Origin of the sequence: Flammeovirga yaeyamensis, assembly GCF_018736045.1 — a bacterium.
GTDB lineage: Bacteria > Bacteroidota > Bacteroidia > Cytophagales > Flammeovirgaceae > Flammeovirga > Flammeovirga yaeyamensis.
This window is the reverse complement of the sequence record NZ_CP076132.1, coordinates 3,316,279-3,330,452: the sequence shown is the minus strand read 5'-3', so window position 1 is coordinate 3,330,452 and position 14,174 is coordinate 3,316,279. Positions and strand designations below refer to the sequence as shown.

The window sequence follows — 14,174 nt, the reverse complement described above, 5'->3', positions numbered from 1 at the left end:
GTTTCTTAATCGTAAGAAACGGCCTTTTTTATATTTATGAGCTCAATTAAATTCTAAGCCAGCTTAATTTTCTGAGAAGAGTTATCAATTTGTCGAGCATTAATGTTACGCTTAACCGCTTCTTCATTAATAAATTGATCAATCATTTCTTGAACGTCCGTGTGTAAAGACTGACTTTTTGATGAGTCAATGATCACTTCTCTATTATTTGGAACCTGATCTAAAATCTTCTTGATCTTTGCTTTATTTAAGAAAGAAACTTGATGCGAAAGTTCAATAACAATAGGAACTGAATGTTGTTCAGGTTTAAATTCTACTTCAACAGGCGATTTGATGGAGTTGTAAACAATCTCTACGATAGATACCAACAAGCCTAACGCAATACCTTCTAATAAATCAGTAAATACAACACCAACTACAGTAACAATAAAAGGAATAAATGATGTTAAACCTTTATTGAACATCATTTTGAAGTTGGCTGGTTTTGCTAACTTATAACCCACTTGTAAAAGGATGGCAGCAAGACACGCCAAAGGAATAAAATCCAATATTTCTGGAATGGCCAATACACAAACAAACAATAATACACCGTGGAAAATGGCCGATAACTTAGAAGTACCTCCCGAGTTTACATTTACAGAAGAACGTACAATAACTTGCGTAATAGGTAAACCACCAATTAAACCGGATACGATATTACCTGTACCTTGTGCTATTAATTCTCTATTGGTTGGCGTATGTCTATGCTGAGGATCTAGTTTATCTGCAGCTTCTACAGATAATAACGTTTCTAGTGAAGCAACAATTGCCATTGTAAATGCAATAGTATGAACTTCAGGATTCGTGATAGCCGAGAAGTCTGGAAAATGGAAGGTAGCAACAAATTCAGCCCAGTTATGAATAACAGGGATTTGTACTAACTGTTCCGGCATAATTTGTAATGTACCGTTGTTGATAAAGTATAAATGGTAACCAATACCAAAGGCAACAACAACTAGAGGAGCGGGGATCTGAGAAAGGAATTTGTGCTTCTTAATAATTGGTTCTTCCCATAGTATTAATAATAATAATGAGACAGCACAAACTATCATGGGTCCTGTAGAAACATTAGACATAGCTAACGTTAATTCATCTGCTGGACCAACATATCCTAATGCATTGGGAATTTGCTGGAAGAAGATATTGATACCAATACCTGTCAACATCCCTTTAATCACAGAGGCGGGGAAATAATAACCAATTACACCTGCTTTTAATAAACCAAGTATAATTTGTAAAACACCTGCTAATACAACAGACATTAAGAATGCTTCAAAAGAATGAAGGTCGTCTATAGCGTGGAATACAATAACTGCTAAACCAGCAGCAGGGCCACTTACACCAATAGCAGATCCACTAAAAGTAGCTACAACTACACCACCAACAATACCAGAAATAATTCCAGATAACAGTGGGGCTCCAGACGCGAGTGCAATACCTAAACATAGGGGTAAAGCTACTAGAAAGACAACAATACTTGCGGGGAAGTCTTTATTGACGTTTTTAAATATAGAATTAGTTTTCATTATTCGTTGTAAAGAAAATAATAAGGTAACAATTTGTGTTAATTGAGTGCAAAACAAACTAATTCTATTTACTTATTAAGTGATTTATGTTTTTAGTTAAATCACATTAACTCAATAATGTTTAAAAACAAACAAATAAACAGTGACTATCATCACTTAAAAGCTATAATTGTTCTATAACATAGTGAATAAATAAGATGATGTTAATGACCTTTTATTAGTTATTTAAGTCTAAACCAATTTATTTCTTTAAAAACATCAAAATTATAGTACTATGTGACTATTATTGTTAAGTGTATAACAAAGTGAAGTGGTGTATTATATTCTAGCTTGATATTTATATAGTTGATGATATCGTCCTTCTTTTTCAATTAATTCATCATGAGTTCCCTGCTCAATGATATTTCCTTGATGTAAAACGAGGATTTGATCTGCTTTTTGAATTGTACTTAACCTGTGAGCGATAACGATCGTGGTTCTACCTTTCATCAAACGATCAAGCGATTCTTGAATAAGCGCTTCACTTTCGGTATCTAAATTTGAGGTGGCTTCATCTAAAATAATAATTTTAGGATCAGCAATAATTGCTCTAGCAATAGCGACTCTCTGACGTTGACCTCCAGATAGCTTGACTCCACGTTCTCCGATGATAGTTTGAAGTCCTTCTTCAAAACGATCTGTAAATTCACTTACGTAAGCAGCATCCACCGCATTTTTAAATTCTTCTTCTGTTGCCGTTGGGTTAGAGAACTTGATATTCTCTTCTATGCTTCCTTCAAATAAGAAATCGTCTTGTAAAACTACACCTAAGTGTTGACGGTAACTATATAGATCTACAAATCTAAGGTCTTGATCATCAATAAATATTTTACCAGAAGTTGGATTCAGAAAACTTGCAATAAGACTAGCAATAGTTGTTTTACCAGACCCAGAGGAACCTACTAATGCAGTAATTGTACCCGCTTTGGCTTCAATGTTTATATCATGAAGAACTTCTTTATTTTCTTCATATTCGAAATTGACATCTTTTAAAATAATGTTTCCCTGAATAGTATTTGGTACTTCTTCTTTTCGTTTATCATCATCATTTTCTCCGCTTAGATTCATTAATTCTTCTGTTCTATCTAAACCGGCGAAGGCCTCTGTCAATTGAGACCCAATGTTACTCATTTGAACAATAGGAGCGATCATGAATCCTAAATACAAGGTAAAAGCCAAGAAATCACCGATCGATAATTCACCTTGGATTATTTTATAACCACCAATACCCATAATTCCGGTAGACGCTACTCCAAGCAGAAAAGTAGAAGAAGAGGTCATGATCGCAGTAGAAGTCAAACTCTTTTTTACATTCTCGTATAAACGAATAGTACCTGCTTCGAATATCTTATTTTCTTGTTCTTCGGCATTAAACCCTTTAATAATTCTCACACCATTTAACGATTCCGTCAACCTACCAGTAACCTCAGCTCTTATTTTTCCTCTTTTTCTAAAAATAGGTCGGATAAATTTAAATGCCTTCAAAGAAATTAGGCCGAATATGGAAATAGGCACTAAAACAAAGAAAGTCATTGAAGGGCTAATATTGATAAGAAGAAAAAATGAAATGATAGCGGTAATCGAACCGCCAATCAATTGAACTAAACCTGTTCCAACCAAGTTTCTAACGCCTTCCACATCACTCATAATTCTAGAAACCAAAACACCTGATTTCGTATTATCAAAGTAACTGATAGGGAGAGACATCACATGTTTTTGAACTTTTACTCTAAGTTGAGCAATTAAACGTTGTGCTTCTACAGAAAGCAAACGAGTTAATGCAAAACTACTTATCGCTTGAACAAAAATGGCTGATATCACAGCAATAACAACCGTTTTAAGCATTTCAAAATCCTTATTGACGACCACATCATCCATTAAATATTTACTTGCTCCTGGCAAAACAAGTCCACATAATCGATTGATAATAATTAGGATGAGACCAATCAAAAGTAGTTTCCATCTTGGCCAAACAATATCTTTAAATACTTTGGTAATAGATACCTTTTTGGGGTTAGTTTGATTTTCTTTCAAAGTGTTCTGTAGGATAGTGAAAAAATATTTCCTTTAATAAAGTTACTCCAATTTTCGATAAATGAAATAAAAAAACCTATCCTTTAATGGATAGGTTTCAACACTTAAAGTGTTTAACAGTTAGTATTTGGGTTGTGTGTAATTTTTTCGCGTTGTGTGGGTTATTATTGTTAATCAAATTTAATTTTTTCTTAAACAGATGAAAAATAATGACCTCATATTCTTTATATAGTTCACACAATTCTAGTTATCCTTCAATTCCTTAAATTGTTTTTTTATCAAAATTAGAATTTGGTACATTTTCAATGATAATATTTTGACATTGAATAAAGTGCCTTGCATCATGGGCTATTAAAAACCGAAAAGTATCACCTGTTTTTAATCTTATAAACCTGCTAATTGATATTGGAATTTTTATATTTTCTAAATTTAATCCCTCACTTTGATTCAATAAGCTTTGTAACTCCTCTAGTTGTTGTTTTCTAATCTCCAGAACTGTAAGATCTAATTGATTTCCTATTGGATTTTTATCTGAAGGAGCAGGCATTGGGTTCTTTATGATATTATTTTTCGGTGATAACAGCTTAGTGAAATAATTTCCTATCATTCCACTCTTAAAGCTTTTTTTCTGTGTTTTATCAGATTTTTTGATGGCATCACTCAGTAATGGAATATAGATTTCACCATATAAATTCAAATGATAGAGACATTCTAAAACCGACCAACTTTTTTCATGACTTCTTCTGTTGAGCTCTTCTTCGGAGAAATCGGTAATATTTTGCAATATTTCAAGATTATTTTGTACATCTTTCTTTAATTGATCGAATAATTCAGTGTATTGGATTTTCATAAAACTAAAATTTTGAAGTGAGCAATGATTTTGATTTTCTTGAAATTTATATAATACAAAGATGTTACAATTTGAGACGCTAATTCTTGATTGGAATCAAGATTTCATTATTCTACTTAAAGTTTCTGGAGACATTCTTAAGTATTGAGCAATGTATTTATGGGGGACTTCCTGGAAAAGTTGTGGACTTCTCTCAAATACTCTTTGATATCGCTCTTGTGGTGTACTGATTAGCAAGTCTATTTCTCTTTCCGATTGTTGTCTTATCAAATCTTCTAATACAGTGATGTAAAGGTCCTTCATTTCCATGTTATTTTGAATGAGTTGTTCAAATTCTCTTTTCTCAAGTATTGAAAAGGAACATTTTCTAATCACTTCAATATCGTAAAGCGAAGGCTGATTATTAAAGAAAGATGGGACCGATGCAATAATTGATCCTTTATAGCCAAGACGAATAGTAATTACATGTTCATCACCTAAAGTCACCCTAACCGCACCAGAATGAATTAAATATATTTTTGAAGCCATCTCCCCCGATTTCAAAATAAAACTTCCCCTTTGGTAGACTTTTTGATTTTCACCTAAAGAAAAATATTGATGGAGGAGTGTTCTAAAATCATTTTTCATGATATAAATGCTTGAAGAGATATTATTCATCTAATTTTAATGAATGAATAATTTCTAAATTAAAAGTAGTATTTTGCGACAGATTTTTTTGCTCATCTACATGAGCCATACAATTAATTAAAATTATGACTATCCAACGAGTAATTTCATTTTTTACGATCCTATTTTTATCGATTCCTTCTTTTGCACAAGATTTTGTCTTCGAAGGTTTAATTAATTCAGAATTAAAAGTAAGGATCAGATACAATTTAAGCGAGGATAAGAAAGCCGAGGGGTACTGTATTTTTGAAGCCACTCAAGAAAAACACTTACTATCTGGCGAACAAAAAGAAGATGGTTCGATCATTTTAAACCAAAAGAATGGGGAGAAATTTCAAGGTAAAGTGATGGCTTCTTATATGTACAAAGGAGTCTATTTAAATACTGAAGGTGTTGAACAAGGTTCCTTTTTATTAACTAAAATAGATGCGACTATAGAATCTGATGAAGCTTTATTAGTCGCAAAAGAAGAAGAACATGATGAGGTGAAACAATCCTTAACACCTCAAGAGATTGATCAAATCTTGACCACCCACCTTAAAGAATTTAGAGACTGTAATCAAAAAGGGATAGACCCAAGTAAATGTAGACAGTTTACTTCTATGGCCTTAACGGAGATCTTTAAAACAAATGACTTTAAAGATGAATATGTAGGTGGACAGTATCTAACGATGACTGAAGCTTATGATAAAATTGCTGCAGACAAAACTTGGAAAATGTTGGGAGATGGCAACCAAGCTACATTCACTGCTGCTCAGGAGAAAGCGAATAATGGAGAAATCGTATTAGTGGTATATCCTTTTAAAGGGTATATTCAAATTGCATTAATGAGAGCAGGCGATTTAAAAATGTCTTCTAAATGGGGAATGAAAGTACCAACTGTATCTATTTATTTCCATAATGATCCAGAAAAATCATCCATTTCAAAATCTATCAACTACATCTGGAGAGGTCCAGATAATGTAGAAGTTTGGGTGAAAAAATAATATAGAGGATATCTCATTTATCCACTTTACCTCGTATCACAAGTCCTGTAATTAATTCCGGGGCTTGTGATACGAGGTTTTATTGAATTTTGAGACATCCTCGTTTTACACAAGAACCAATTGCACAATCACTTCATATTACCTGCACAATACCCATATTCGAAACTTTTATGTACTACAGTTGTTTTATAATTAGAACCAACTGTAATACTTATGATAAGCCGAAAAGCCAAAATCTACAAACTCTTGTTACAAGCTATTGACCACGCAGGAATGGAACCCCAAGATAAAGAAAGAAGAAAAAAGCGTATCAAAAGCTTATTGAGAATTAAAGCCTTCAATGAAATTTCTAAAGGAGTGATTTTCGAAACCGAAAGTTCAATATTCGTTGTTGGAGCACACCTTCCATACCTTACTTATCAAGGAAAGAGGATTATAGGTATGACGACAGATTCACCTATGTATCGTTTATTTAAAGGGAAAAAATCAGGTGATACTATAGATTATGGTGCTGAACAAGAATCAATTTCTATCTTATAATTGAATTTGCCTTATTGTTGCATTACGTTTTTTTATATCTTTGCAACAATGAACCTGACAAAGATATCTATATTACTTCTCATGATCTTTGCCTATGCGGTCTCTGTATTGCATAGCTTGGTGGGTCATGTCCATCATGATGCTCTCGATCATGAGTATTCTTGTCAGCACAATCAACAACTCTCATCGCCATCTAATTTTAAAGACAATTGTGATGACAATTTCTATGGGTTATTATCATGTTTATTAGCACAAATACATCATGATGAAAATTCACAGGATGTTGTCAAGTCAATACAATACAAACTTACCCATTCAATTGTACAGTCTTTTGATGTGGTTAGTTTTCTATTCCAAGAATACCTAAATATTGAACAAACGGAGGAAAAAGTACCTTCGTTTTTATATCAAAAACTAAAGCAACAACTCACATATACTGATGTCACTCTTCGGGGTCCTCCTAACTCAGTATCTTTTCTTAGATAAGCGAGATTTCATTTGCTTATCACATCCATTTATTTTTTTAAAATTTACGTTTACAGTGTATGTTAATATGAGTTCAACCTACTTGTATTACTACAAACACATCTATTTTTTTTATATATAATGATTAATCAGATCATTTCCTTTTCAATAAAGAATAAGTTATTGATAGGGGTTATGATGATATTCTGGATCATTGCGGGTATTTGGAGCATTACCAAAGTACCTGTTGATGCTGTACCTGATATCACCAATAACCAAGTACAAATCATTACTCAGGCCCCTAGTTTGGGTACTGAAGAAGTTGAACAATTTATTACGTATCCTATTGAACTCTCTATGGCAAACTTACCGGATGTCATAGAGATCAGGTCGGTCAGCCGATCGGGACTTTCTTTAGTTACCGTAGTATTTGATGACGATGCGGGTACTTATCTTCCAAGACAATTAGTGGCAGAGAAATTACCTGAAGTAAGAGAAAAGATACCTCAAGGTTTTGGAGAACCTTTTATTGGTCCAATTAGTACTGGACTAGGCGAAATCTATCAGTATACTTTAGAGGTTGCTCCAGAATTTAAGGACAAATATTCCCTTTCAGATCTTCGAACAATTCAGGATTGGATCATTAGACGACAGATGGCTATGGTTCCTGGAGTGGTAGAAGTCAATGCTTTTGGGGGCTACATCAAAGAATATGAAGTCAGCATTAGACCTGACCAACTAAATGCAATGGGTATTTCTATGGATGAAATCTTCACGGCTTTAGAAAAAAACAATCAAAACTCAGGAGCGGCTTATATCGTCAAAAATCATAAAGCCAATTACATTCGAGGAGAAGGTTTGGCGAGATCTATAGAGGATATAGAAAACATAGTTGTGGCTAACCAAGGTGGATTACCTATTCTTATCAAAGATGTGGGTAAAGTGCAATATGGTCATGCAGTAAGATACGGTGCACTCACCAAAGAAGGTGAAGGGGAAGCCGTTGGTGGTATGATCTTGATGCTGAAAGGAGCCAACTCTCGAAAAGTAATTCATGCCGTTCAAGATAGAGTAGACCTCATCCAAAAATCGCTGCCTGAAGGAGTGCAAATCAAAGAATTCTTGGCTAGAAACAAGTTAATTGATAAAACAACATCTACTGTATATCAAAATCTAATAGAAGGAGCACTGATTGTCATTTTTGTATTAGTGCTATTATTAGGCAATTGGAGAGGTGGTTTCGTCGTGGCCTCCACCATCCCTTTATCATTACTTTTTGCCTTTATTCTGATGCATCAATTTGATGTATGGGCCAACCTTATGAGTTTAGGTGCCATGGATTTCGGAATTATTGTCGACGGAGCGGTAATTATTGTAGAAGCCACCATCTTTTTGATGTACAGTAAATTAAGGAGTAGTGGTCTTCTATCCTCTGATCAAAAGGATGAAGTCACTTACAAAGCCTCTTCTAAGATGATGAACTCGGCCTTTTTTGGTCAGTTAATCATCCTCATTGTTTTTGCACCAATCCTTACTTTAGAAGGCGTTGAAGGTAAAATGTTCAAACCAATGGCTTTAGCTTTTATGTTTGCCATGCTGGGTGTAATGATTTTATGTCTCACATACGTTCCGATGATGTCCTCTTTATTTATAAAAGTAAAAGAGAACAATAGTGATGGTTGGGGAACGAAATTTATCAAATACCTAGAAAACCTTTATGTACCACTTTTATCAAAGGCATTATCAAATGTGAAGTGGGTGATTGGAAGTAGCTTAGTATTGTTATGCATTACTCTCGGGATTTTTTCTTCTCTAGGTGGAGAATTTATGACGCAATTGGATGAAGGAGATATCGCTTATCATGTCATCCTAAAACCGGGATCATCCCTTGAGGAAAGTATTGCAGCGACGACTCAGGTAGAGCAAATCATGAAAGAGAATTTTCCGGAGATCGAGCAGGTCATGAGCCGTATTGGTGTTGCAGAAGTACCTACCGATCCCATGCCATTTGATGTAGCCGATTGTTTAGTCATTCTCAAACCAAAATCCGAATGGACTTCAGCGGAAACCAAAGAAGAACTGATTCAAAAGATTAAAGAGAAAGTATCTCAAGTTCCTGGAATTAATTATGAGTTTACCCAGCCTATTGAAATGCGTTTTAACGAGTTGATTTCGGGTGTAAGGGAAGATATTGCCATTAAGTTATTTGGGGAAGATCTGAATATTTTAGCGGATAAAGCCAACGAGATTTCTAAGTTAATTGCTGGTGTAGAAGGTATTGGCGACATGAGAGTGGAGGCAACGGATGGACTTCCACAATACTCCATTAAGTACAATAGAAAAAAGATCGCACAATATGGTATGAATATCCAACAGCTGAACGATCTTATTCAAACGGCATTTGCAGGAAAGTCGGCAGGGTTAATTTTTGAAGGAGAAAAACGATTTGATTTGGTCGTGAGATTCGAAAAAGACCAACGTTCTTCTATTGAACAGTTAAAAGAATTGTTTGTCACTTTACCGAATGGAAAACAAATTCCTTTATACATTCTTGCTGAGATCAAAAATGAGTTGGGTCCCATGCAAATTAGTAGGGACAATACCCAAAGAAGAACCTATGTGGGTATTAACGTGAGAGGGCGAGATATTCAATCGGTCGTTAATGATGTGCAGCAGATCTTAGATGAACAATTGGACTTGCCTCCAGGGTATTTTATCAGATACGGAGGGCAATTCGAAAACCTAGAAAGAGCCAATAGACGTCTGAAAATTGTTGTGCCATTGGCTTTAGCGTCCATCTTTATTCTTTTGATGATCGCTTTAAAATCTTGGAAACAAGCCCTTATGATTAATGTTGCAATTCCTTTTGCTTGTATAGGAGGAGTCGTCGGACTATGGGGAAGAGGCTTGCCTTTTAGCATCTCTGCAGGTGTTGGATTTGTCGTGTTATTTGGCGTAGCGGTTCTGAATGGTTTAGTGTTAATCGAAGGATGGAATGAGTTGAAATCCAATGAAAATCTACCTTTAAAAGATCGAATTACTGAAGGAGCTAAAAGAAGAATACGACCGATCTTATTAACAGCGTTAACCGATATTTTAGGCTTCCTACCTATGGCGATTTCATCTAGTGCAGGTGCTGAAGTACAAAGACCTTTGGCCACTGTAGTGATCGGAGGAATGATCACTTCCACACTTTTAACCTTATTTGTTTTACCTGTTTTATATCAAATGATGGAAAAGAAAGAGAGTATAAAAGTGGCACCTTCAGTGTTGACTATGTTGACTTTATTTATTGGTATTCCTTCTCTTTTTAATGTCGTCAACGCACAAGATCGATTGATTAAATCACAAGATGAAGCAGTTGAAATTGGCATGATTCAAAACGGATATATCATCAATGCACAAAAAGGAGTGGAGTGGATGGAAGTGGAGAAGAAAAGAGCGTTTGATATTGATAAATTACAATTAGATGCCAATTATGGTCAGTACAATAGTTACCACAATGATCTTGGTTTTGAGGTGACCCAAAATTTCAATTTCCCCACCGTCTATGGTAAGCAAAAAGGGTTGGCCAAAGAAAAAGTAAGCGCTGCAGAGTACCGTTTGGAATTGACCAAAAGTGAGATGAAACGGGAGATCAAGAAAGCTTGGGAGACCCTCACTTATCTTAAGGAGAAAGAGGAATTGATGAATTATCAGGACAGTATCTTCAAAGAATTTCAACGAGCAGCGCAGGTGCGTTATGAAACGCAAGCGACTAATTATCTAGCCTTGGCCTCTGCAGAAACTCAGGTGATGAAAATTGAAAACGACCTTTACTTACTATCATCAGATATTTTGATTGAAGAAAATAAGTTGAGAGTGCTTTTACAAGATACTATCGGTTTCACTTTTCAGACAAATGCTCAAAAGAAAAGATCCATAGAAGAATTTCTATCCACAGACCAATTGATGCATCACCCAAAATTGAATCAGATCAAACAGGAGATTCAGATATCGGAAGCCGAAAAGAAAGTGGCATCCGCCAAAATGCTTCCGAATATAAAGTTGGGGTATTTCAATAATTCCATGACCGGAAGTATACTAGAGAACGGAGCTGCGGCGAGTTCATCTACGAGATTCCAAGGGGTGAAAGTAGGTGTAGGAATTCCATTATTCTTCGGCTCAGAAAAAGCGGTCATCAATCAAGCAAAACTGAAAGCACAGATGTCGCAGGTCGCCGCCGATCAATATTCCATAGAGTTAAAAGGGGAATATTATCGATTGCATCAACAGAAACAGCAATTGGAAGGAAGCTTAAGGCATTACGAAGAAAAAGCATTGCCTCAAGCCGAACGTATTATTGAGTTTGCTCAAAAAAGCTATCATTTGGGAGCGATTAATTATGTGGAGTTTTTCCAGAATATTAATCAGAGTTTGGGCATCAAATACAACTATTTAACTACGGTGAATAATTACAATCAGGTAATTATTCAATTAGAGTACCTAATGAACAAATAAATCGACATGAAATATATTTATTTAATACTATCGGTGATATTCTTTACGGGATGTTTTAACGGTAAGGCAGAAAAACATGAGGATCATCACGATGAACATCATGATGATCATGGAGAGGAAGTACACCTTTCTGAGCTTCAGTTTAAGAACATGAATATGGAACTTGGGAAGCTACAGAAAATGGACATTGGGGAATATGTAATGACTAACGGAACGTTAGAAGTGCCTCCTCAAAACGATGCGGCTGTGACGGCAATCATTGGGGCGAATATCAAGAAGATCTATGTGATTGAAGGTGAAAAGGTGAAAAAAGGACAGTTGTTGGCTTACCTATATCACCCTGATTTGATCAAGTTGCAGACCGATTATCAAGTAAAATCCCATCAATTGGAATTCTTGAAGGAGGAGTTCGAACGTCAGAAGAAATTATATGATGAAAAAGTGGGATCAGGAAAAGAATATCAAAAGGCGAGTGCTGATTATTACAGTACTTTAGGTGATGTCAACGGTTTATCAGCACAAATTAAGATGTTGGGTTTAAACGCATCAAAGATTAAGTCAGGTCAGATTTTTGAAAATGTTCCTGTCTATGCACCATTATCGGGATATATCAAAGCCGTAGGTGTGAAGACAGGACAATATGTACTTCCACAAACTGAAATGTTTCATGTCATAAATCTAGAAGATATTCATGTCGATCTAATGGTTTATGAAAAAGACGTTGCCAAAGTAAAAGAAGGTCAGAAAGTAATATTCACGACAGAAATGCACCCTGAAAAAATTAGAACGGCTAGTATTTTTAATATTGGTAGAGCTTTCGAAGAAGGACCTAAAGCAGTACATCTTCATGCAGATATCCACGATTTAAAGGAGGAACTTATTTCTGGAACCTATGTAAGAGGAAAGATTATGTTCAACTCCAACGAAGTATCAGCCCTGCCAAAAGCAGCGGTGGTACAAGAAGGAACAGAGCATTTTGTCTTTACCGTTGAGAAAGAAGGAAAAGAGTGGTCGTTTAAACCCGTACAAGTAAATATAGGCAATGAGGATAACGGTCAGATAGAAATCAAACTTTTAGAAGAAGTAGAAATATCTGCTGACTTTGCTTTAAACAACGCTTATTATTTGATGGCGGAAATGAAAAAGGCAGAAGCGGAACATCATCACTGATACAAGTGAAGAGTGAATAGGGAAGAGTGAAGAGCGGAATTTTAGGTAGTAGGTAGTAGGTAGTAGGTAGTAGGTGCTAAATTAACGCTCGTAATTTTTAATTAATAGGGAATAAGTAATAACTAATATGTAAAGCCTTACGCTGAATTATCTTAGACTACATTCCTCAGCGAGTCGACTTCAGTCACTCGTACGCGGACCACTTACACGAACCACTTACACATTAGAAATTATATTTATTATTAGTTTGCGAACTCGTGTTAACATAATGAGGAGCGTTAATTCCGAACCTACTACCTGCTACCTGTTACCTACTACCTATTTTTAAAATTTTTAATTTCAAACCAGCATTTGGCTTTATAATTGAAAATAAATACCCTTAATAACAACATATTATAAATAATACTATGATCAGCGATTGGGTAAATACATACGCAGATGATTTATATAGGTGGGTTTTAAAAAGGACCAACGATGTGCAGCTTTCTGAAGATCTTGTTCAGGAGACGTTCATTGCTGCCCATCAATCATTTGATAAATTTGAAGGGAAAAGTAGCCCAAAAACATGGTTGACGGCTATCCTTAAATATAAACTGATGGACCATTTTCGAAAGCAAGAGAAGAAGAAAGAGAAAGTGACTTCAGATTTTTTCTTTAACGAGAAGGGACATTGGAAAGAAGGAAACAACCCATATTTTTGGGGAGATACTGATGAACACCTATTGGATAACTCCGATTTTCAGAAGGTTTTAGCCGGTTGTTTATCGAATTTACCCGACCGATCTCGCATCGCCATCACCTCTAAATTTTTAGATGAAAAAAAAGCAGAGGAAATCTGTCATGATTTAGAAATTACAACGTCTAATTATTGGCAGCTGATCCACAGAGCGAAATTAAGTTTAAGAAATTGCCTACAGTTAAACTGGTTTAAGAATTAAGATGATGATTACATGCAAAAAAGCATCGGAATTAATCGATAAAGAAGCAGAAGTAGGGATTTCCTTTAAAGAGAAATTACAATTATCGTTTCATACTTTTATTTGTAAAGCATGTAAACAGTATAGAGTAATGAGTGATCAATTAGGAAATACACTACAGAAGTTTATCGGCAAAAGCCATGAGGATGCGACGCTCTCTGAAGCGAAAAAAGAAGAGATTTTAAAAAATTTGAAAAAAAATGATGATGAAGTGTAAGGACAGTATAAGTTCTACGACTAATTATCAAAACCTTTAAAATTATGACCACCGCACTCACGGTAAAGTTGTGGATTAAGTTAGTGAGTGAGGTTGTGTGATAAGCAAAAGAGGAGGTTTTAAAGCCTCCTCTCTTTATTTTTTCCTGTTATGAAAATTTTATTG

11 protein-coding genes are annotated in these 14,174 nt (G+C 35.2%); 7 read left to right on the top strand and 4 right to left on the bottom strand.

The genetic code is table 11. The features are described from left to right. Positions 1 to 53: 53 nt before the first annotated feature. From KMW28_RS13050 to KMW28_RS13035, 4 genes are all read right to left on the bottom strand, one after another. Positions 54 to 1,565 (bottom strand): SulP family inorganic anion transporter, encoded by a 1,512-nt coding sequence (locus KMW28_RS13050; protein ID WP_169663031.1) that lies wholly within the window; start codon positions 1,563 to 1,565, stop codon positions 54 to 56. A gap of 318 nt (positions 1,566 to 1,883) precedes the next feature. Beyond that, positions 1,884 to 3,638, bottom strand: coding sequence for an ABC transporter ATP-binding protein (locus KMW28_RS13045; RefSeq protein WP_205958139.1), 1,755 nt, complete (start codon positions 3,636 to 3,638; stop codon positions 1,884 to 1,886). Positions 3,639 to 3,900: 262 nt separating this feature from the next. Beyond that, complete coding sequence (locus KMW28_RS13040; protein ID WP_169663032.1) at positions 3,901 to 4,488, bottom strand: DinB family protein; 588 nt, start codon at positions 4,486 to 4,488, stop codon at positions 3,901 to 3,903. Positions 4,489 to 4,584: 96 nt separating this feature from the next. Beyond that, positions 4,585 to 5,115 (bottom strand): Crp/Fnr family transcriptional regulator, encoded by a 531-nt coding sequence (locus KMW28_RS13035; protein ID WP_066212995.1) that lies wholly within the window; start codon positions 5,113 to 5,115, stop codon positions 4,585 to 4,587. 125 nt (positions 5,116 to 5,240) lie between these two features. Here KMW28_RS13035 and KMW28_RS13030 point away from each other — a divergent pair, with 125 nt between their 5' ends. From KMW28_RS13030 to KMW28_RS13000, 7 genes are all read left to right on the top strand, one after another. Further along, complete coding sequence (locus KMW28_RS13030; RefSeq protein WP_169663033.1) at positions 5,241 to 6,140, top strand: hypothetical protein; 900 nt, start codon at positions 5,241 to 5,243, stop codon at positions 6,138 to 6,140. A 213-nt stretch (positions 6,141 to 6,353) separates the two neighbouring features. Beyond that, a complete protein-coding gene (locus tag KMW28_RS13025) occupies positions 6,354 to 6,680 on the top strand; it encodes a hypothetical protein (RefSeq protein WP_169663034.1) in 327 nt (108 codons plus the stop codon). An 81-nt stretch (positions 6,681 to 6,761) separates the two neighbouring features. Next, complete coding sequence (locus KMW28_RS13020; RefSeq protein WP_169663035.1) at positions 6,762 to 7,166, top strand: hypothetical protein; 405 nt, start codon at positions 6,762 to 6,764, stop codon at positions 7,164 to 7,166. Positions 7,167 to 7,286: 120 nt separating this feature from the next. Beyond that, entirely contained in the window at positions 7,287 to 11,645 is a 4,359-nt protein-coding gene (locus KMW28_RS13015) for a CusA/CzcA family heavy metal efflux RND transporter (RefSeq protein WP_169663036.1), read from the top strand. Positions 11,646 to 11,651: 6 nt separating this feature from the next. Next, entirely contained in the window at positions 11,652 to 12,815 is a 1,164-nt protein-coding gene (locus tag KMW28_RS13010) for an efflux RND transporter periplasmic adaptor subunit (protein ID WP_169663037.1), read from the top strand. 407 nt (positions 12,816 to 13,222) lie between these two features. Beyond that, entirely contained in the window at positions 13,223 to 13,753 is a 531-nt protein-coding gene (locus KMW28_RS13005) for a sigma-70 family RNA polymerase sigma factor (RefSeq protein WP_169663038.1), read from the top strand. 1 nt (position 13,754) lies between these two features. Continuing rightward, positions 13,755 to 14,009 (top strand): hypothetical protein, encoded by a 255-nt coding sequence (locus KMW28_RS13000; RefSeq protein WP_066206259.1) that lies wholly within the window; start codon positions 13,755 to 13,757, stop codon positions 14,007 to 14,009. The last annotated feature ends 165 nt before the right edge of the window (positions 14,010 to 14,174 follow it).